We start from the raw sequence: 19,548 nt of genomic DNA, 5'->3' as shown, positions 1-19,548 counted from the left end.
CGGCCCCTTTTTCTTTGGCCGCCCGCCGCCTATGCAAGGCGATCGAAAAGGGGGCCCTGTTGACCGACCATCTGCACCTCGAAATCTCAGGCGGCATCGCCCGGCTCGGTATTGCCCGGCCGGCCAAGCGCAACGCCATGAACCAGGCCATGTGGAAGGCTTTTCCGCAGCTGGTGGATGCGGCAATGGCGGACCCGTCGGTGCGTGTCCTGCTCGTGGGATCGCATTCGGGGCCATTCTGCGCGGGTGCCGATATCGGCGAATTCGCCGAGTCTTCGGGCGATCCGGACTGGCGGGCGCGCAACCAGGCGGCGATTCGTGCGACGCAGGTAACGCTGGCGCGGGCGCCGAAGCCGACGGTGGCGGTGATCGACGGCGATGCGGTCGGCGGCGGCTGCGGCATTGCCCTCGCCTGCGACGTGCGCATCGTCTCGCCGCGGGCGCGGATGGGGATCACGCCGGCCAAGCTCGGCCTGGTCTATCCGCTTCACGATACGCGATTGCTGGTCGACCTGGTTGGCGCGTCGCAGGCAAAACGCCTGCTGTTTTCGGGGATGCTGGTGGGGGCGGCCGAGGCGCTGCGGATCGGGCTGGTCCAAGAGGTTGCCGAAGACCTGGAAGCAGCGGTCGCAACGTTTTCGGCGGCGATCGTGGCGGCATCGCCGGCGAGCCAGGTCGCCAGCAAGGCAATCGTTCAGCGCATCATCGAAGGTGTCATCGACGACGATGCCGAATCGTCGGCGGGTTTCGACGCGGCATTTACCGGGGGCGATTTCCACGAAGGAGTCAGCGCGTTCCTCGGCAAGCGCAAGCCGGTGTTCGGGTGACGGCGCCGCGGATCATTGTCGGTACCGCGCCGATGCTGATCATCGCCGACCATGCCTCGAACATGGTGCCGCCGGGGATCGAACTCGGCGTGGATACGGCGTTGCTCGGCAATCATGTGGCGATCGATATCGGCACGGCGGCGCTGTCGGAAGCGCTGGCCGGGGCGCTGAGCGCGCCGGCGATCATCGCGACAGTGACGCGGCTGGCGATCGACCTCAATCGTGATCCGGCGGTGGCCGATGTGATCCCGGCGGCGAGCGACGGGCATGTCATTCCGGGAAATTTGGCTTTAAGCGCTGCCGAGCGAGCCCTGCGGATCGCGGCGATCCATGCACCGTATCATGCGGCGATCGCCGGCGAGATCGCGGCGCGGCGGCCAGCATTGATGATCAGCATCCACAGCTTCACGCCGGCATTGGCGACACGCGCGGGGGAGGCGCGGCCGTGGCCGATCGGGATATTGTACAACGAGGATGACCGGGCGGCGCGGCCGGGGATAGCGGCGCTGGCGGCGCGCGGGCTGCATGTCGGAGACAATGAGCCGTATTCGGGGCGGACGCTCAACTATACGATGAACTTGCACGCCGAAGGGAACAAGATCCCGTATTTGGGGATCGAGGTTCGCAACGACCAGATTGGCGATGCGGCAGGGGTGGCGCACTGGGCGGGGATCATTGCCGATACCGTCCACCATGTGCGGCGGCAGCTCGGCTAGGCAGCGGGAGGTTGCTACAGTTCGATGGCGTTGCCTTCGGGGTCGTGGATGCGGGCGAAACGGCCAGTTTCGGGCGAGTCCCAGTCGAGGCGGGTCTCGGCGGCGATGCCGGCAGCCGCAAGGTCGGCGATCAGCGAGTCGATGGCGGTGACGCGCAGGTTGATCATGAAGCCCTTGTCGGCGGCGAAATAGGCGGTATCGGCCTTGAACGGGGCGAAAACGGTGGGCCCGCCCTGGGCCTGCCAATACCATTCGTTCGCGGGACCGTCGCCAGTGCTGCAACCGGCCCCGATGTTCAGATAAGTGCGATACCAGAGGTTCAATGCGTCCGGGTCGCGGGCCCGAAAGAACAGTCCGCCGAAGCCTGTTACACCCATGACATCGATCCTTTGAGCAACAAAATGCCAATTATATTGCTTGACCCGCAAGCTAGTTGCGGCCAGCAGGCTGCCTGAAGACGTTTGGAGTTGATATGTCCCGTTTCGATAAGTCCCGTCTGCCAAGCCGCCACGTTTCGGTTGGTCCGGAACGCGCGCCGCATCGCAGCTATTATTACGCGATGGGGCTGACCGAGGAAGAGATTTCGCGGCCATTCGTCGGCATCGCGTCGGCGGGCAATGATTCGGCCCCTTGCAACACGACACTCGACGCGCAGGCCGATGTCTGCCGGCAGGGGGTCAACGAGGCCGGCGGGATGCCGCGACGGTTCAATACGATTACCGTGACCGACGGGATCGCCATGGGTCACCAGGGCATGAAATCGTCACTGGTCAGCCGCGAGGTGATTGCCGACTCGGTTGAGCTCTCGGTCCGAGGCCATTGTTATGATGGACTTGTCGGCTTTGCTGGTTGCGACAAGTCGCTGCCGGGTATGATGATGGCGATGCTGCGGCTGAATGTGCCGAGCATTTTCGTCTACGGCGGCTCGATCCTGCCGGGGCAGTTCGAGGGCCGGGACGTTACCGTGGTCGATGTGTTCGAGGCGGTCGGCGGTTATTCAGCGGGAACGTGCCCGCTGGCGCGGCTGACGGCGCTGGAAAAGGTTGCTTGCCCGGGTCATGGCGCTTGTGGGGGGCAGTTTACCGCCAATACGATGGCGTGCGTTGGCGAGGCGATCGGGCTGTCGTTGCCGCATTCGAACATGACACCGGCGCCATATGCCAGCCGCGCCGAAATCGCCATCGCCGCCGGGCGCCAGGTGATGACGCTGATCGAGCGCAATATCCGGCCGCGCGATATCTGCACGCGCGAGGCGTTCGAGAATGCGGCGCGGATCGTTGCGGCGACCGGTGGGTCGACCAATGGCGCGCTCCATTTGCCGGCGATGGCAAACGAAGCGGGAATCGCCTTCGACCTGTTCGACGTTGCCGAGATATTCAAGTCAACGCCTTACATTGCGGACTTGAAGCCAGGTGGCAAGTACGTGGCCAAGGACATGTACGATGCCGGCGGCGTTTACATGCTGATGAAGACCTTGTTCGAGGCCGGGCTGCTGCACGGTGATTGCATGACGGTGACCGGCAAGACTTTGGCCGAAAACATCGACGAGGTTACCTGGAACCCCGACCAGAAGGTGATCTATCCGGTGTCGAACCCGTTGTCGCCGACCGGCGGCGTGGTCGGGCTGACGGGGTCGCTGGCGCCCGACGGAGCCATCGTCAAGGTTGCCGGCATGGCGCGGCTGCAGTTCAGTGGCCCGGCGCAGGTGTTCGATTGCGAGGAAGATTGCTTTGCCGCGGTCGAGGCGCGCGCCATCATCAAGGGCAGCGTTGTCGTCATTCGTTACGAGGGGCCGAAAGGCGGGCCGGGCATGCGCGAGATGTTGTCGACGACTGCCGCGCTCTATGGCCAGGGGCTTGGCGAGCATGTGGCGCTGATCACCGATGGACGGTTTTCGGGGGCGACCCGGGGCTTTTGTATCGGGCATGTCGGGCCCGAGGCGGCCGAGGGTGGCCCGATTGCGCTGGTCGAGGATGGCGACATCATCAGCATCGATGCAGCGGCGGGGACGATCGACCTTGATGTCGATGCGGCGGTGATCGAGGCGCGCCGGGCGGCGTGGCGGCCGCGGCGGAGCGACTACCAGTCCGGAGCGATCTGGCGGTTCGCGCAGAATGTCGGGTCGGCGCGGAATGGCGCGGTTACGCATCCCGGGGCGAGTGCCGAGACGCATGTTTACGCCGATATCTAGTGCTTGAAGGTCAGGCGGGCGGCGTGATCGGCACGCCGACGCCGACCGGCATGATCGGGGGCGGCGGCAGCGGTACCGGTTGGGTGATGGCCCCCCAGATCGGCTCGCCGCGACCGTCGCGCGGGATCTCCCCGCCCGTGCCGATGCGCGGGCCGCTGACATAGAGCGGCGACGGCGCACAGGCGGCAAGGCCGAGCAGCGAAAGCAATAGGGTGAATTTGATGCGCGCCATAGACATCGCGGCTTGTTACACCGCCCTCCGATGATGACAAGCAATTCCCTGCTGACGATCGCTGCCGGACCGGCTTTGCTCGATCCGGCGAGCATGCGCGCGGCCGAGAATGCCGAAATCGGGCGTGGAACGCCGGCGCTGGTGCTGATGGAGCGGGCGGCGGCAGCGGCTGTCCGGGCGATCCGGATGTTTGCGCCGGGCGGGACGGTGCTGGTGCTGTGCGGGCGCGGCAACAATGGCGGCGATGGCTATGGCGTGGCGGCCGGACTGAAGGTGGCGGGCTATGCGGTGCGGGTGGCAGCGGCAGGGCCTGCGACCAGTGAGCCGGCGGCGACGATGGCGGCACGCTGGAAGGGGCCGGTCGAGCCGTTGGACGGTGCGGCACCGGCGGCGATCATCGTCGATGCGCTGTTCGGAACGGGATTGACGCGGCCGCTGCCCGAGATCGAGCAGGCGGTGCTTGATCGGATGCGCGGGCACGGCCTGGTGATTGCGATCGATATCGCGAGCGGGATCGACGCGGCGACGGGCGGCGCATCGGGGCGGCCATTAGCGGCAGATCTGACGGTGGCCTTCGGGGCGATGAAGCTTGGGCATGCGCTCGGGGCCGGGCGGGCATTGTCGGGGCGGGTCGTGATTGCCGATATCGGGGTTGATGTGGCGGATGCGCGGGTGCGGCTTGTGCCGGCGCCGGTGGTGCGAGCAATGCCGGCGGCGACGCACAAATACAGTCGCGGCGCGGTGATGGTGGTCGAGGGTGATGCCGGGCGGGGCGGCGCGGGTCGGTTGACGGCACTGGCGGCACTGCGAGCGGGGGCGGGAGTCGTGACGCTGGTTGGGCCGGGGAATCGCGCGCCGGCCGATGCGATCATGCGGCGGAGCGACGATGAGGGTCGGGCAATGCTGGGGGATGCGCGGCTCGGCGCAGTCGCGATCGGGCCGGGGCTGGCGGACGATGCACGCGGGCGGGACTGGCTGGCGCTCGTGCTTGCGGGCGATGTGCCGGTGGTTGCCGACGCCGGGGCATTGGCGATGCTGCCGGGTTTCGGGCGGGCGCCGCTGGTGCTGACGCCGCACGAGGGAGAGTTCGTGCGGCTGTTCGGTGCCATTGGACCGGATCGTATCGGCGCGGTTCGGGCTGCTGCCGCGGGCAGCGGTGCGGTAGTCCTGCTGAAAGGCGCCGAGACAATCATCGCGGATCCGGACGGCCGGACGGCGATCAACATTCATGCGGCGCCGTGGCTGGCGACGGCGGGGTCGGGCGATGTGCTGACGGGCATTATCGGGGCATTGCTGGCACAGGGCATGGCGCCGTTCGATGCGGCACGAGCCGGCGTGTGGCTGCACGGCGATGCCGGACTGCGCGGTGGCCCGGGACTGATCGCCGATGATATTCCAGGGCTGTTGCCGGCGGTATTTGCAGGGTTGGAGACGGGGCGTTGAGCGAAGCTGTTTCGATTGTCCGGCTTGCTGCGCGCGGTGACGGTGTTACTGCGGATGGGCGGTTCGTACTCGGCGCCGCGGTCGGCGACCTGGTGCGATTCGACGCCGCGGGACCGGTCATCGAGCCGGGGCCGGGACATGTCGTGCCGCCATGCCGGCACTATCCCGAATGCGGGGGCTGCCAGCTCCAGCACGTCACCGACGATGCCTATTGCAGCTTTGTGGTCGATCGGATCCTGGGGGCATTGGCGCATGTCGGGATTACGCCGGAGAATGTTGCGCCGGTGTCGCTGTCGCCGCCGAAAAGCCGTCGCCGGGCGTCGCTGAGGGCCGTCAAGCGCGGCGGCAAGCTTACCCTGGGATTCAATGCCGACAGCAGCCACCGCATCATCGATGTCCAGCAATGCGAGGTACTTGCGCCGGAACTCTTTGCGCTGGTGTCACCACTGCGAGCGCTGCTCGGCAAGGCGGTGGCTGAGGGGCAGGGGGCGGGCGTGACGCTGACGATGAGCGATACCGGCGTCGATGTGCTGCTGGCGAATGTGGCGGCCGAAACGCTCAAGCAGATCGAGCGGCTGACCGATTTTGCGACGGCGCACGACCTGGCGCAGCTGTCGATCGAGGGTGCGCACGGCGTCGAAACGGTAGCGATGCCGCGGATACCGATGCTGGCGATGGGGGGCGTGCCGGTGGCGTTGCCGCCGGCGCCGTTCCTGCAGGCGACGCGCGAGGGCGAGGCGGCGCTGGTTGCGGCGGTGCTGGCGGCGGTTGGCGGGGCATCGCGGGTGGCGGATCTGTTTTGCGGGCTGGGGACGTTTGCGCTGCCGCTCTCGGTGCGGGCCAAGGTGGTTGCGGTCGATGCAGCGGGGCCAGCGGTGGAGGCGCTCGAGGCGGCGGTGCGGCAGTACCGGCGACCAATTACGGCGGTGCAGCGCGACCTGTTCAGGCGGCCGGTGACGGCAGCCGAGCTGAACGTCTTCGATGCGGTCGTGTTCGATCCGCCGCGGGCGGGGGCGCAGGCGCAGTCGGCGATGCTGGCAGCGTCGAAGGTGCCGGTCGTGGTGGCTGTGTCGTGCAATCCCGGTACCTTTGCGCGGGATGCGGAGACGCTGAAGAAGGCGGGCTATCGCCTCGAGATGCTGTGGCCGGTGGCGCAATTTCGCTGGTCGACCCATGTCGAGCTGGTTGCTAGGTTCGTGCGCTGACGAGGGGGGACTGGTCATGACGGAAGACGCACGGGTCGATGCTTATATCGAAGCGGCCGCGCCGTTTGCCCAGCCCATCCTGCGGCACATGCGTGAAATCGTCCACGCGGCCTGCCCGGAGACCGAAGAAACGCTGAAATGGTCGATGCCGGCGTTCCTGTACAAGGATCGCCAGATCTGCGGAATGGCGGCGTTCAAGGCGCATGCCGGCGTGCATTTCTCGCGGCGCGAGGTTGCGGGCGAAGCCGGCATGAAGGGGCAGGGGATGGGGCAGTTCGGCAAGGTGACTTCGGTCGCGGACATGCCGGCCGATGACGTGCTGGCAGCGATGGTCGCCGAGGCAATGGCGCTGGTCGATGCCGGCGGCAAGGCACCGCGGTTGGCGACGAAGAAACCGCCTGCCGAAATGCCGGACGACCTGCGTGCGGCGCTGGATGCCGTTCCTGCGGCGGCGGCAGCGTTTGCGGGCTTTCCGCCGAGTGCGCAGCGCGAATATATCGAGTGGGTGATCGAGGCGAAGCAGGCCGCGACCCGGGCGCGCCGGCTGGCGACAACGGTGGAATGGACGGCGGAGGGCAAGCGGCGCTATTGGCAAATGGCGGGACGCTGAAGTCGCCTGCCAGGGGTTATCGAATGAGCGACGAGACGCGCGACAGCAACGGCAGCGTGCTGGCCGATGGGGACAATGTGACCTTGATTAAGGACTTGAAGGTCAAGGGCACATCGGTGACGCTGAAGCGCGGCACGCTGGTCAAGGGCATCCGACTGACCGGGAATACCGACGAGATCGATTGCAAGGTCGACAAGGTCAAGGGGCTGGTGCTGCGGACGGAGTTCGTTCGCAAGGCGTAGTTGCGGGAGTTGGCGCCGCAAAGAAGCAACTGGGTCCCGGGTCCAGCCCGGGATGACAGCTTAGGGTAGATCGTCCGCTCCTAGGAGCGAATGGCTCTCCGTGTTGCCACGGAGGGCCATTTGATCAGACGAACATCTTGGCAAACGAGCGCTTGGTGCGGGTCTTCCAATGGCCGCGGTGATAGGCATCGCTGGCGAGGAGCGGCATGACCGAACCGGCTTCGGCGAAGACCATCTGCTCTTGGGTGGTCTGGACCTTGCCCCAGCTGGCGGCTTCCTGGAGGGTCGACGACGAGCAGGCACCGTCGCGGACGTCGGCGACGGTGATCTGTACGGCGTATTTGTGCATCGCGACGTCTTCATGGCCGAGGATTTCAGCGCAAACGACGGTGTCCTGGATGAAGTTCTTGGGAACGCCGCCGCCGATCATGAGCAGCCCGGTGGTGCCGGCTGCAATTTTGATGTCGGTGAGTTCGCGGAAGTCGGCGATGGCATCGAGCACCATGTACGGCTTGCCTGCCTTGGCGTTTTCGACCTGGTGCTTGACCAGGCCGAAGCCGGCCGATGAATCGACGAAGGCCGGGCAGAAGATCGGCACGTTATGCTCATAGGCGAGCTTGACGAGGCTGTTGTCCTTCTTGCCGTGCTCGACAAGATACTTGCCCATCTCGCGGATGAAGGCGCGCGACGAGTACGGTCGGGGCTCGAGGCTGTTGGCGATCTCGAAGATCGTGTGGTCGCAATCCTGGAGCTTGGTTTCGTCGATATAGGTGTCGTAGATGCGATCGATATAAAGCGAGCGAAGTTCATTATCGTTCGGGATTTCAAGCGCCTGATAGTGCTTGTGGCCAAGGCCTTCGAAGAAATCCATGTCGACGATCGTTGCGCCAGTGGCGACGATGCCGTCGATCATGTTGTTGCGGAGCAACTCGGCATAAAGGTCCATGCAGCCGCCGGCGCTGGTCGAGCCGGCGATGACGAGGAAGATCGAGCAGTCCTTGTCCTCGAGCATCATGTTGTAGATGCGCGTGGCGCGGGCGAGATCACGCGAGGTGAAGCTCATGCCGCCCATCTGGTCGATGATCGGGCGCGCGTCGAAGCTGGTGATGTCGATGTGCTTGACTTCGTTGGCGAGAAGCTCGGCCTTGCGGGTGTCGTTGATCTGTTCGGACATGGAAGTCTCCAGTGGTTTCACTGGCACGGCGCTTTATGCAAAGCGCCGCCCGCGGCCGGATCATTCCGGCGCCGAGCGGGGGGTGCCGCCCCGGTTTCCCGGAGCGGCAATCTCAGTTAGCGGATGCTGATAACCTTCGATGGTGACGTTTCGACGACACCATAAGCCGAGTCCATCGGCTCGTCACGGGCGATGACGGTCGCGCCGGCGGTGAAGCCGTTGAAACCGGTGCGCATTGCCGAGCCATAGGCGCCGAGCATGCCGACTTCGATATAGTCGCCGGCCTGGATATCCGCGGGCAGTTCGAAGGGTCCGCGCATGAAATCCATGTCGTCGCAGGTCGGGCCGTAGAAGCTGAACTCCATCGTGCGGGCGCGCGAAGGGATTTCGCGAACCATGGCGACGGGAAAGCGCCAGGCAACATGCGCTGCATCGAACAACGAGCCATAGGCACCGTCGTTGATGTAGAGAATGTCGTCCTTGCGGGCTTCGACGCGGACCAGCACGCTGGCATATTCCGCCGATAGCGCGCGGCCGGGCTCGCACCACAATTCGGCCGAATAGCTGATCGGCAAGGCTTCGTAGGCGCGGTGGATGACTTCGAAATATCCATCGAGCGCGGTCGGCTCCATGCCGGGGTAAATCGACGGGAAGCCGCCGCCGACATCGACGACATCGACGGTGACGCCGGCGCCGACAATCGCGGTGCGGACCTGGGCAAGCGCTTCGGCATAGGCCTGTGGGCTCATCGCCTGCGAACCGACGTGGAAGCAGATCCCGAGCGCATCGGCAGCCTGGCGGGTGGCCATCAGCAATTCGGCGGATTCATCGGCGGCGATGCCGAACTTGGAGGCCAGACTGAGCTTGGAATGCGCCGACGAGACGCGCAGCCGGACGCACAGCGTCAGGTCGGCAGCAGCGACGTCATCCGTGGACGTCGCATCGACGATCTTGGCGAGCTCGGTCAGCGAATCGAGGCTGAAAGTGCGGACGTCGTGATCGTGATAGGCTTCGGCAATGGCTTCCTGGCCCTTGACCGGGTGCATGAAGCACAGCACGGCCGTGGGCAGCAAACCGCGGACGAGGCGAACCTCGGCGATCGAGGCGACGTCGAAATGGGTGATACCGGCATCCCACAACGCACGGATCAAGTCCGGCGAAGGATTGGCCTTCACGGCATACATCGACGTACCCGGAAACTTCTCGAGGAAGTAACGGGCAGCGCGATGCGCGGCGTGAGGGCGTACAAGGGTGACAGGTTGCGTCGGCTTGTGGCCGGTCGCTACCCCCAGCGCGTTATGGTTTTCTTGCAATTCAAGGGACCTCCGGGTGGGCAAAGAGCGGTTACTTGCGTAACCAACAAAACTGCCTTGCGGTGGAAGTCCCATGGGGCAGCGGAGGGCGTATCTAGGGTCGCTGACCCCCTATGTAAAGAAGTTTTTTATGACAAGATTTTTTGCAATATTTCCCTACGGTTTCAGGAGCTTGACGCATGTCGGATGAGGGCGCTTTTTCAATGACTTCGGTGGTGGTTTATGACGAAGTCGTGACAGCGGCCGAACGCCTCGCCGGGATTGTTTTTCATACACCGCTGCTAACCAGCGCGGCGCTCGACTCCGCGGTCGGTGGGCGAATTTTTCTCAAGCCGGAGTGTTTGCAGCGCACCGGATCGTTCAAGTTTCGCGGTGCCTACAATCGTTTGGCGGTGATACCCGAGGCCGATCGGGCCGGCGGCGTGGTGGCCTATTCGTCGGGCAATCACGCACAGGGGGTAGCGCTGGCGGCGCGGCTGCTCGCGCTGCGCGCCACGATCATCATGCCCCGCGACGCGCCGGCGGTGAAGGTCGAGCGCACGCGCGCGGATGGTGCCGAGGTGATCTTCTACGACCGGCTGACCGAGAAGCGCGAGGCCATCGGCGCAGCGCTGGCAGCAGAGCGCGGCGCGACGATTGTGCCGCCGTTCGACGACCGGCATGTGATTGCCGGGCAGGGAACGGCGGGATTTGAGGCGGTGGCCGATTTGGCGGCGATGGGGATCACGGCGGATCTCGCGCTGGTCTGCTGCGGCGGCGGCGGGCTGTCGAGCGGATTCGCCGTAGGGTCGAAGCTGCCGGTGGTGGCGATCGAGCCGGTCAACTGGGACGATGTCGGGCGCAGCCTGGCGGGCGGGGTCATCGTGCCGGTCAGCGACCCCCAGCCGACGCGGTGCGACGCGCTGCAGACGCTGCGGATGTCGGAGCTGACGTTCGCGACGCTGCGCGCCAATCATGCCGTCGCAGGTGTGGTGACCGAGGCCGAGGTGGCGCGCGCTGTGGCGTTTGCGTTTCGGGAACTGAAGCTCGTGGTCGAGCCCGGTGGCGCGGTGGCGCTGGCGGCGGCGCTGGCTGGGGTTGTCGACCTGAAAGGCAAGACGGCGATCGTGGTGCTGTCGGGCGGGAATGTCGATGCGAAAGTGTTTGCAGAGTGTCTGGCGGCCTGAGCGTCAGGCTTGGCCGGGGACGGCGAAGCGGTGGCCGACGGGGTCGTCGACTTGGTCGGGTGTCGTGACTGCCTCGCCGAACCACCGGGCGACTTCGGCGCGGCCGGCGTTGCCGATGTGGAGGCCCATCTTGGTCCGGCGCCAGAGCACGTCTTCTGCGGTCGTGGCCCATTCCTTGGCGACATAATGTTCGAGTTCGGCCTCGAACATGCCGCCGATGTTGGCGCCGAGGCCGTTTTCGAGCAGCGGCTCGGCAGCAGTTCCCAAGGTGATCGCCAGCCGCTTGACCAGCCTGGGGTCGTAGTTCTCCTGAGCGGCAACGAGGTTTGCCGTCCAGCGCCTGAAGGCCTCCTGGCCGTTCTCACCGGGCAGGCGCTCGATATCGCTGCCGGGCAGCGGCGCCTTGCCGGTCCAGGGTTTCGATTTCGGCGCGATCGTCTTCATCACGTCTTCGGCGAGGACGCGGTAGGTGGTGATCTTGCCGCCGACGACGGTCAGCGCGGGGACGCCGTCGTGATCGACCAGCCGGAAGTCGCGGGTTGTCTCGCGGTCGCCCTTGCCAGGTTCGAGGATCAGCGGCCGCACGCCGGCGAAGCTATGGACGACATCGGCGCGGGTCAGCGGACGCGACAAATAGCGGTTGGCGGCACCGAGTAGATATTCGGTTTCGTCCTCGGTAATGCGCGCAGCCTCGGGCGTGTCGATGTCGCGTTCGGTGGTGCCGATCAGCGAAAAATCGCGCTCATAGGGGATGACGAAGACGATCCGGCCATCGGGCTGTTGCAGCATGAAGGCGTCCTTCCCGAGATGGACGCGGCGGGTGACGATGTGCGAGCCCTGGACGAGCCGCAGCGCCGGTGCGTCGTTGCGACCGAGTACGGTGCGGGCGACGATTTCAGCCCAGGGGCCGGCGGCGTTGACGACCTGTTTCGCCGTCAATTTGCGGTCGTCACCCAGCGTAACCGTCCAGACATCGTCCGCGAATTCGGCGCGCACGACCCGGGTACGCGGCAGGATCAGCGCGCCGCGGGCAGCGGCATCCTGAAGGTTGGCGATGACCAGCCGGGCGTCGTCGACCCAGCCGTCCCAGTAGCGAAAGGCGCGGGTGTAGCGTGCCGCCAAGGCCTGCCCGGCGCGGTCCTGCCGCAGGTCGATGCGCTCCGAGCCAGGGACAACCTTGCGGCGCGACAGATTGTCGTAGAGCAAAAGCCCGGCGCGCAGCATCCAGTCGGGCCGCTGTTCGGGCGCGCTCGGCAGGACAAAGCTTTGCGGCCAGCTGATATGCGGGGCGATGTCGAGAAGGACTTCGCGTTCGGCAAGCGCCTTGCGAACCAAGCCGAAGGCATAGAATTCGAGATAGCGCAGGCCGCCGTGGATGAGCTTGGTCGATGCGCTCGAGGTGGCGCCGCCAAGGTCGCCGGCTTCGGCAAGGGCAACCGACAGCCCGCGGCCGGCAGCGTCGCGGGCGATGCCGGCACCGTTGATGCCGCCGCCGATGATCAGCAGGTCGAACGGGTGATCGGGGATCGGGGGCGATGTCATGACAGGCGGGCTTAACTAGTCCTCGCTGGCAGTTTAGGGAAGGCGGCATGGCGACCACACCCCCCGGCGCAAATCTCCTTCTCGTCCTCGATGCGGGGACGACCTCGACGCGCGCGATCGCCTTCACGCAGGGCGGCGAGATCGTCGCCAATTTGGGCAAACCGATCACCCAGCACTACCCCCGGCCCGGCTGGGTCGAGCACGACGCCGGCGAGATCTGGCGGGCCAGCCGGGATTGCCTGATCGAGGTCGCCGATATTGTCGGCGTGCCGCGGGTCGCCGCCATCGCGATCACCAACCAGCGCGAGACGGTCGTGTTCTGGGATCGCGTCAGCGGCGAGCCGGTGGCACCGGCGATCGTCTGGCAGGACCGGCGGACGGCGGAGGCCTGTGCCGCGCTGCAGGCGGCGGGGCACGAGGCGATGGTGCAGGCGGTGACCGGGCTCATTCTCGATCCGTATTTTTCGGGGACCAAGATCCGCTGGGCGCTCGACAATTGGCCGGCTGTAGCAGCGGCGCAAACGGCCGGGCGCTTGCTGGTCGGCACCGTCGAATCCTGGCTGATCTGGAAGCTAAGCGCGGGCACGCGCCATATCACCGATGCGACCAATGCCTCGCGGACGCTGTTGATGAACTTGGCGGCGTGCAAATGGAGCCCGGAATTGCTCGGGCTGTTCGGCGTGCCGGCCGGGATCCTGCCGCAGATCACCGATTGCGCCGGGGCTTTGGCGACGACGGCGCTGCTGGGCCAGGAAATCCCGATCACCGGCAGCGCGGGCGACCAGCAGGCGGCGGCGATTGGCCAGGCCTGCCTGTCGCCAGGGCAGTTAAAGGCGACCTATGGCACCGGCTGCTTCCTGCTGGCGCATACTGGCCCGGTGGCGGCGAAATCCGCCCACCGCCTGCTGTCGACGGTGGCATGGCGGCTGGCCGGGGTGCCGGCCTATGCATTGGAGGGGTCGATCTTCACCGCGGGCGCTGCGGTGCAATGGCTCCGCGACGGGCTCGGCATCATCGGCGACAGCCGCGAGACCGAAGCGTTGGCGCAGAGCGTTCCCGATAGCGGCGGCGTGGTGTTCGTGCCGGCGCTGGCGGGAATGGGGGCGCCGCACTGGCAGCCCGGCGCGCGCGGCACGCTGACGGGGCTGAGCGGCGGCACCACCCGCGCGCATATCGTCCGGGCGACACTCGAGGCGATGGGGCAACAGACTGCCGACCTCGTCGATGCGCTGGCGGCGGACGGGGTGCCGGCGGAAAAGTTGCGCGTCGATGGCGGCATGGTGGCCAACGACTGGCTGTGCCAGGACCTCGCCGATAGCCTCGGCATCGCGGTGGAACGGCCGCGCGTCATCGAGACGACCGCGCTGGGTGCCGCGATGCTGGCGGGCGTCGGCGCCGGACTGTTCGCCGACCTCCATACTGCAGCCGCCGCCATGGCGGCGCCCGATCGCACATTCACGCCCGTTGCCGCTCCCGAAACCCGCGCCGCGCGCCGTGCCGGCTGGGCGCGGGCGGTTCGCCAGACATTGGTTCCATAGCCATGAACAACCCGCCCTCGATCCTGCTTGGCCTGTCGGCTGCCGCGGCGTTCGCGCTGATCGTCACCGGCATCTGGCTGTTCCGGCAACCCGGCGGAAATCGGATGAAGGCGATCCTGATGATGGTCGCCGGTGTCGTCATCCTGTTCAACGGCTGGATCAACAGCCTGCCGGTGCCGATCCCGACCTGAGACAATCGTTCGCTTGTTCAGCCGATGATCACTGATAATCTGTTACCAACAAGAACACGCGTTGGGGACGGCATATGAAATTTACTGCGGGTGCGAGTGTGTTGGCCCTGGCCGGCGCGCTCTGGATGGTGCCGGTCAACCATGGCGATGCAGCGAGCCCGCGCCGCACCGGCGCCAGCGTCGATGCCGCTCGTCTCGCCAATGCGGCTTCGGAGCCCGGCAACTGGATGACGCACGGCGGCACCTATGCCGAGCAGCGTTACGCCAACCTTGAACAGATCAATACCGGCAATGCGGCCAGGCTGGGGCTGGCGTGGAGCTATGACCTCGACACCAATCGCGGGCAGGAGGCGACGCCCCTGGTCATCGACGGCGTCATGTACACGACGACGGCATGGTCGAAAGTCGTCGCGCTCGATGCAGCGACCGGCAAGGTCAAATGGACCTTTGATCCCGAAGTCCCCAAGGATCGCGGCCATGCGGCATGCTGCGATGTCGTCAACCGCGGGCTCGCCGCTTATGACGGCAAGCTGTTCCTCGGTGCTCTCGATGGCCGGCTGATCGCGCTCGACGCCGCTACGGGCAAGCCGGTGTGGACGACCCAGACGTTCGACAAGTCGCAGCCCTATACGATCACCGGCGCGCCGCGCGTGGTGAAGGGCAGGGTGCTGATCGGCAACGGCGGCGCCGAACTGGGCGTGCGCGGCTATATCACCGCCTATGACGCCGAGACCGGCAAGAAGGCATGGCGGTTCTACACCATCCCGGGCGACCCGGCGAAAGGCCCCGACGGCGAAGCATCCGACGAGGTGCTTAAGGCCAAGGCGGGGGCAAGCTGGTCGGGCAAATACTGGCAGGCCGGTGGCGGCGGGACGGTCTGGGACGCGATCGTCTATGATCAGGAACTCGATCGCCTGTACATCGGCGTTGGCAACGGCAGCCCGTGGAATCACCAGGTGCGATCGGAGGGCAAGGGCGACAATCTGTTCCTGTCGTCGGTTGTCGCGCTCAACCCCGATACCGGCAAGTACATCTGGCACTACCAGGGGACGCCGAGCGAGACGTGGGACTTTACCCAGACCCAGCCGATCATCCTGGCGACGCTGCCGATCGACGGCCAGCCGCGCAAGGTGCTGATGCAGGCGCCCAAGAACGGCTTTTTCTATGTCATCGACCGCGAGACCGGCAAGCTGATCAGCGCCAAGGGGTTCGTGCCGCAGACCTGGACGAGCGGTGTCGACATGGCGACCGGACGCCCTATCGAAGTCGATGGGCAGCGGTTCCGCAAGGATGCGACGGCACTGGTCTCGCCATCGGCGCTGGGCGCGCATAACTGGCATCCGATGGCGTTCAGCCCCAAGACGGGGCTGGTTTACCTTCCGGCGCAGGAGGTGCCTTTCGCCTATCAGAACGATCCGAAATATGTTCACAAGCAGGGGGCTTGGAATATCGCCGTCATCGCAGCGATCAATGCGCCGCCCAACGACGCTGCCGCGACGCGCGCGACCCGGGCGATCCTGAAGGGTCAGCTACTGGCCTGGGATCCGGTCAAGCAGAAGGAAGCCTGGCGCGTCCAGTATGATGGACCGTGGAACGGCGGCGCGCTGGCGACTGCTGGCAATCTGGTGTTCCAGGGCAATGCCAAGGGCGGTTTCCAGGCGTTCGACGCGGCAACCGGCAAGACAATGTGGAGCTTCGACGCGCAGACAGGCGTGGTTGCGGGGCCGATCAGCTTCAAGGTCGGCGATACGCAATATGTGGCGGTGATGGCTGGTTATGGCGGAGCCTATCCGCTGTCGACCGGGTATCCCGACGGGCCGCAGCGCATTCAACCGAACGGTCGCGTCCTCGTCTTCAAGCTGGGCGGTACTGCCAAACTGCCACCGTATGAAGCGCCCGAACTGGCGCCGGCGAACCCGCCGACGGAGACCTTTACCCCGGCGCAGATCGCCTTGGGCGGGAGCATATTCGAGGGCAATTGCGGCATCTGCCACGGTGCCGGGGCACGTTCGAGCGGGCTGGTGCCCGACCTGCGCCGTGCATCGGCGCTGGCGGATCGCGACACCTGGGCGGCGGTTGTCCACGGCGGCATCCTCAAGGACCAGGGCATGGTCAGCTTTGCCAAGTGGTTCTCCAAGGATGAGATCGAGGCGGTGCGGGCCTATGTCGGCGTGCAGGCGAAGTTCCTCGCCACTGAGGATGGCGCGAAACTGGCGGCGAAGGGGTCGACTGGAAAGTAGGAACGACGCGGCGATAGCTGGCAGCAATTGCGGCCATGGACTATCGTCGCGGCCATGCAGCCATCCGGACTTCCGACGAACCCCGATTTTTCCAGCCAGGTCGATGCGGCACTAGCCGCCGGCGACGTGGCGAATGCCGTGCGACTGTCGCGGCAGGCGGTCGCCGCGGGAGAGCGCGACCCGTTCCTGCACAATCTCATGGCCTGGCAGATGGTGGAGGACGGCGACCCGCGCGGTGCCGAGCTGAGCCTCGTGCAGGCGCTCGCGCATAGCCCCGGCGACCCGCATCTGCTGACGACGCTCGGGCTGGCGCTGCGGCGCCAGCACCGGCTGAGCGAGGCGCTCGAAGTGTTCGACACGGCAATCGCGGTTGCGCCCGGCTATGCGGTGGCGTGGCTCGAGCGCGGCTTTGCACTGCACCAGGGCAGTTCGCTCAACATGGCGGCAAACAGCTATCATCGGGCGATTGCACTCGATCCGGGGCGGTCGCAGGCGTTGGCCGGGGTTGCGGCAATCGCAGCGGCGCAGGGCGAATATGCGTCGGCGCGGGTGTTTGCCGGGCGCGCGCTGGCGATCGATCCGGGCGATGCGGTGGCGCGGTGTGCGGTGGCGCGGTGCGACATCGCCGAGGGGGCTGCTGCCGGTGCGGTGGCACAGCTTCGCGAACTTCTCGCCGAGCCGGCGCTGAATGCCGAAAATCACAGCGCGGCGGCGTCGCTATTGGGTGATGGACTGGCCAGGATCGGTGAGACCGCTGCGGCTGTTGTGGCGTACGCCGACGCAAAATCGAAACTCGCCGCGCAGTTTCCGTATCTGGTGGCACTCGAAGGCCATCGCCAGCTTGCCGACCGGCTCGATCAGCATATCGTCGCCGCCGGGCCGGGGCCGTGGCCGGTCGTTGCGGCCGGCGAAACGCGGCGCCACGCCTTCCTGCTCGGTTATCAGCGCTCGGGAACGACCCTTGTCGAGACTATTCTGGCAGGCATCGAGGGCGTGGCGGCGCTCGAGGAACTGCCGACACTTGCGGCATCGCAGGCGGCGTTCCTCAAGGATGCGGACGGGCTGCAGCGGCTCGACAGTGCTGACGCAGCGACCCTCGAGCCATTTCGCAGGGCCTATTGGCAGCGTGTTGCCGATTTCGGCGTCGGAGCGAACGCAAAACTTTTTCTCGACATGGATCCGCTGAAGACGCTCGACCTGCCGCTGATTGCGCGGTTGTTCCCGGCCGCCCCGATCATCGTCATGCGCCGCGATCCGCGCGATGTCGTGTTGAGCTGTTTCAGCCAGAACTTTGCGGCGAGCCCGGTGGCACTGGCGTTCACCAGCCTCAAGGACTGCGCGCGCCATTACGACGCTGTGATGCGGTTGCAGGCAAGTTGCCTGGCCCGGCTGCCGAACCCCGTGCTCGAAATCCGATATGAAGAACTTGTCAATGATTTCGACGCGGTAACACGGCAGCTGTGCGATTTCCTCGGGTTACCATGGTCCGAGGCGCTTCGGGACTTCAGCACGGCGGCGCGCGGGCTCGACGTCAATACCGCCAGCGTCGGCCAGGTCCGCAAGGGGCTGTTCGACGGCGGCGGCCAGTGGCGGCAATTCGAGGCCGAGATGGCGCCGATCTTGCCGATCCTGGCGCCGTGGACCGAGAAGTTCGACTATAAAAGCTGACTCAGCGCGAGCGGGTCAGCTCGCGCATGGCACGATCGAGCCCTTCCAGCGACAGCGGGAACATCCGGTCTTCCATGATCGTCTTGATCATCTGGATCGACTGGCTGTGGCCCCAGCTTTTTTCGGGGATGGGGTTGAGCCAGGCCGCGGCGTGATAGATGTCGAGCATCCGGGTCATCCAGACGTCGCCGGCTTCCTCGTTCCAATGTTCGACCGAGCCGCCGGGATAGTTGATCTCGTAAGGGCTCATCGAAGCGTCGCCGACAAAGACCAGCTTGTAGTCGTGGGGAAATTTGTGGAGCAATTCCATGACGGGGGTGCGTTCAGCCCAGCGGCGCTTGTTGTCCTTCCACAGCGCTTCATAGGGGCAATTGTGGAAGTAGAAGAATTCGAGATGCTTGAATTCGGAGCGCGCCGCCGAGAACAGTTCCTCGCAAACCTTGATATGCGGGTCCATCGAGCCACCGACATCCAGCATGAGCAGCAGCTTGACGGCGTTGTGACGCTCGGGGCGCATGACGATGTCGAGATAGGCTTTCTTGGCGGTGCCGGAGATCGTCGCGTCGAGATCGAGCTCGTCCATGGCGCCGTCGCGGGCGAACTTGCGCAGCCGGCGCAGCGCCACCTTGATGTTGCGGGTGCCGAGTTCGACCGATGAATCGAGATTCTTGTATTCGCGCTTGTCCCAGACCTTGACGGCCTTGCCGTTGCGGCCCTTGTCCTGCCCGATCCGGACGCCTTCGGGATGCGAACCCTGCGCCCCGAACGGCGACTTGCCGGCGGTGCCGATCCATTTGTTGCCGCCTTCATGGCGCTTCTTCTGCTCCTCGAGGCGCTCCTTGAGGGTCTCCATCAGCTTGTCCCAGCCCAGCTTCTCGAGCTCGGCCATCTCCTCGGGCGACAGGTTGAGCTCGGCCATGGCGCGCAGCCAGTCTTCGGGAATTTCCGCCGTGCCGGTCTCGATGCTCGATTCCAGGCCCTTGAAGACCTTGCCGAACACCATGTCGAAGCGATCCAGAAGGCCCTCGTCCTTCACATAGGTCGCGCGCGCCAGATAGTAGAAATCCTCGATTGACCAGTCGATGACATCGGCCCGCAGGGCTTCGAGCAGCAGCAGATGCTCTTTGAGCGAAGCCGGGATCTTGGCTGCACGCAGCTCGTTCAGGAAGGTCAGGAACATGGCTTGAAGCTACCCCAGCGGCGGCGGCGCCGCCAGTGTTCTCGGTACCCCGGCGACCTGACGTTTTTGT

General features: G+C 65.7%; 18 protein-coding genes. 12 read left to right on the top strand and 6 right to left on the bottom strand.

The window, feature by feature from the left end; translation table 11 throughout:
• Positions 1 to 59 precede the first annotated feature (59 nt).
• A complete protein-coding gene (locus tag IEW98_RS04525) occupies positions 60 to 827 on the top strand; it encodes an enoyl-CoA hydratase/isomerase family protein (protein ID WP_243450553.1) in 768 nt (255 codons plus the stop codon).
• Positions 824 to 1,543 carry an N-formylglutamate amidohydrolase gene (locus IEW98_RS04520; RefSeq protein WP_243450552.1) on the top strand — a complete coding sequence of 240 codons (720 nt, stop codon included), beginning with the start codon at positions 824 to 826 and terminating at the stop codon, positions 1,541 to 1,543. Before IEW98_RS04525 ends, IEW98_RS04520 begins: the two co-directional genes overlap by 4 nt.
• Positions 1,544 to 1,557: 14 nt before the next feature.
• Here IEW98_RS04520 and IEW98_RS04515 read toward each other — a convergent pair whose 3' ends face one another.
• Positions 1,558 to 1,920: a VOC family protein gene (locus IEW98_RS04515; protein WP_188761723.1), complete on the bottom strand. Its 363-nt coding sequence runs from the start codon at positions 1,918 to 1,920 to the stop codon at positions 1,558 to 1,560.
• Between the two features lie 95 nt (positions 1,921 to 2,015).
• Between IEW98_RS04515 and ilvD the strand changes: the two genes are divergently transcribed.
• On the top strand, positions 2,016 to 3,734 hold the full coding sequence (ilvD, locus tag IEW98_RS04510) for a dihydroxy-acid dehydratase (RefSeq protein WP_188761722.1): 1,719 nt from the start codon (positions 2,016 to 2,018) through the stop codon (positions 3,732 to 3,734).
• Positions 3,735 to 3,744: 10 nt separating this feature from the next.
• Here the strand turns inward: ilvD and IEW98_RS04505 are convergent, their stop codons facing one another.
• A complete protein-coding gene (locus tag IEW98_RS04505; RefSeq protein ID WP_188761721.1) occupies positions 3,745 to 3,966 on the bottom strand; it encodes a hypothetical protein in 222 nt (73 codons plus the stop codon).
• 30 nt (positions 3,967 to 3,996) lie between these two features.
• On the opposite strand from IEW98_RS04505, the gene IEW98_RS04500 reads away from it, so the two are divergent.
• Genes IEW98_RS04500 through IEW98_RS04485 form a run of 4 tightly spaced genes read left to right on the top strand, consistent with a single transcriptional unit; the run spans position 3,997 to position 7,466 of the window.
• The gene (locus IEW98_RS04500; protein ID WP_243450551.1) at positions 3,997 to 5,409 is read left to right on the top strand and encodes an NAD(P)H-hydrate dehydratase; all 1,413 of its coding nucleotides are present in this window, start codon (positions 3,997 to 3,999) and stop codon (positions 5,407 to 5,409) included.
• Complete coding sequence (locus IEW98_RS04495; RefSeq protein ID WP_188761720.1) at positions 5,406 to 6,614, top strand: class I SAM-dependent RNA methyltransferase; 1,209 nt, start codon at positions 5,406 to 5,408, stop codon at positions 6,612 to 6,614. The genes IEW98_RS04500 and IEW98_RS04495 overlap by 4 nt, the downstream gene beginning before the upstream one ends.
• Before the next feature lie 16 nt (positions 6,615 to 6,630).
• The gene (locus IEW98_RS04490) at positions 6,631 to 7,224 is read left to right on the top strand and encodes a YdeI/OmpD-associated family protein (RefSeq protein ID WP_188761719.1); all 594 of its coding nucleotides are present in this window, start codon (positions 6,631 to 6,633) and stop codon (positions 7,222 to 7,224) included.
• Positions 7,176 to 7,466 (top strand): alkylphosphonate utilization protein, encoded by a 291-nt coding sequence (locus tag IEW98_RS04485; protein WP_207792498.1) that lies wholly within the window; start codon positions 7,176 to 7,178, stop codon positions 7,464 to 7,466. The genes IEW98_RS04490 and IEW98_RS04485 overlap by 49 nt, the downstream gene beginning before the upstream one ends.
• A gap of 124 nt (positions 7,467 to 7,590) precedes the next feature.
• Here IEW98_RS04485 and IEW98_RS04480 read toward each other — a convergent pair whose 3' ends face one another.
• On the bottom strand, positions 7,591 to 8,640 hold the full coding sequence (locus tag IEW98_RS04480; protein WP_188761717.1) for a 1,9-bis(guanidino)-5-aza-nonane synthase: 1,050 nt from the start codon (positions 8,638 to 8,640) through the stop codon (positions 7,591 to 7,593).
• Between the two features lie 116 nt (positions 8,641 to 8,756).
• Positions 8,757 to 9,953, bottom strand: a complete 1,197-nt coding sequence (locus tag IEW98_RS04475; RefSeq protein WP_188761716.1) for a type III PLP-dependent enzyme domain-containing protein — start codon at positions 9,951 to 9,953, stop codon at positions 8,757 to 8,759.
• A gap of 179 nt (positions 9,954 to 10,132) precedes the next feature.
• Here IEW98_RS04475 and IEW98_RS04470 point away from each other — a divergent pair, with 179 nt between their 5' ends.
• Entirely contained in the window at positions 10,133 to 11,119 is a 987-nt protein-coding gene (locus IEW98_RS04470) for a pyridoxal-phosphate dependent enzyme (RefSeq protein WP_188761715.1), read from the top strand.
• Between the two features lie 3 nt (positions 11,120 to 11,122).
• Here the strand turns inward: IEW98_RS04470 and glpD are convergent, their stop codons facing one another.
• Positions 11,123 to 12,661 (bottom strand): glycerol-3-phosphate dehydrogenase, encoded by a 1,539-nt coding sequence (glpD, locus tag IEW98_RS04465; protein WP_188761714.1) that lies wholly within the window; start codon positions 12,659 to 12,661, stop codon positions 11,123 to 11,125.
• 47 nt (positions 12,662 to 12,708) lie between these two features.
• On the opposite strand from glpD, the gene glpK reads away from it, so the two are divergent.
• The 4 genes from glpK to IEW98_RS04445 all read left to right on the top strand — a co-directional run bounded on the left by glpK (position 12,709) and on the right by IEW98_RS04445 (position 18,298).
• Positions 12,709 to 14,199 carry a glycerol kinase GlpK gene (glpK, locus tag IEW98_RS04460; RefSeq protein ID WP_188761713.1) on the top strand — a complete coding sequence of 497 codons (1,491 nt, stop codon included), beginning with the start codon at positions 12,709 to 12,711 and terminating at the stop codon, positions 14,197 to 14,199.
• 2 nt (positions 14,200 to 14,201) lie between these two features.
• Positions 14,202 to 14,390 (top strand): hypothetical protein, encoded by a 189-nt coding sequence (locus tag IEW98_RS04455; protein WP_188761712.1) that lies wholly within the window; start codon positions 14,202 to 14,204, stop codon positions 14,388 to 14,390.
• A gap of 74 nt (positions 14,391 to 14,464) precedes the next feature.
• On the top strand, positions 14,465 to 16,630 hold the full coding sequence (locus tag IEW98_RS04450; protein WP_188761711.1) for a PQQ-dependent dehydrogenase, methanol/ethanol family: 2,166 nt from the start codon (positions 14,465 to 14,467) through the stop codon (positions 16,628 to 16,630).
• 54 nt (positions 16,631 to 16,684) lie between these two features.
• Positions 16,685 to 18,298, top strand: coding sequence for a tetratricopeptide repeat-containing sulfotransferase family protein (locus IEW98_RS04445; RefSeq protein ID WP_188761710.1), 1,614 nt, complete (start codon positions 16,685 to 16,687; stop codon positions 18,296 to 18,298).
• 1 nt (position 18,299) lies between these two features.
• Here the strand turns inward: IEW98_RS04445 and IEW98_RS04440 are convergent, their stop codons facing one another.
• Positions 18,300 to 19,478 carry a vWA domain-containing protein gene (locus IEW98_RS04440; RefSeq protein ID WP_188761709.1) on the bottom strand — a complete coding sequence of 393 codons (1,179 nt, stop codon included), beginning with the start codon at positions 19,476 to 19,478 and terminating at the stop codon, positions 18,300 to 18,302.
• Positions 19,479 to 19,548: the final 70 nt, after the last annotated feature.

It is taken from the genome of Sandarakinorhabdus glacialis, from assembly GCF_014643455.1.
Lineage (GTDB): Bacteria > Pseudomonadota > Alphaproteobacteria > Sphingomonadales > Sphingomonadaceae > Sandarakinorhabdus > Sandarakinorhabdus glacialis.
This window is presented reverse-complemented; position numbering and strand designations above follow the sequence as displayed.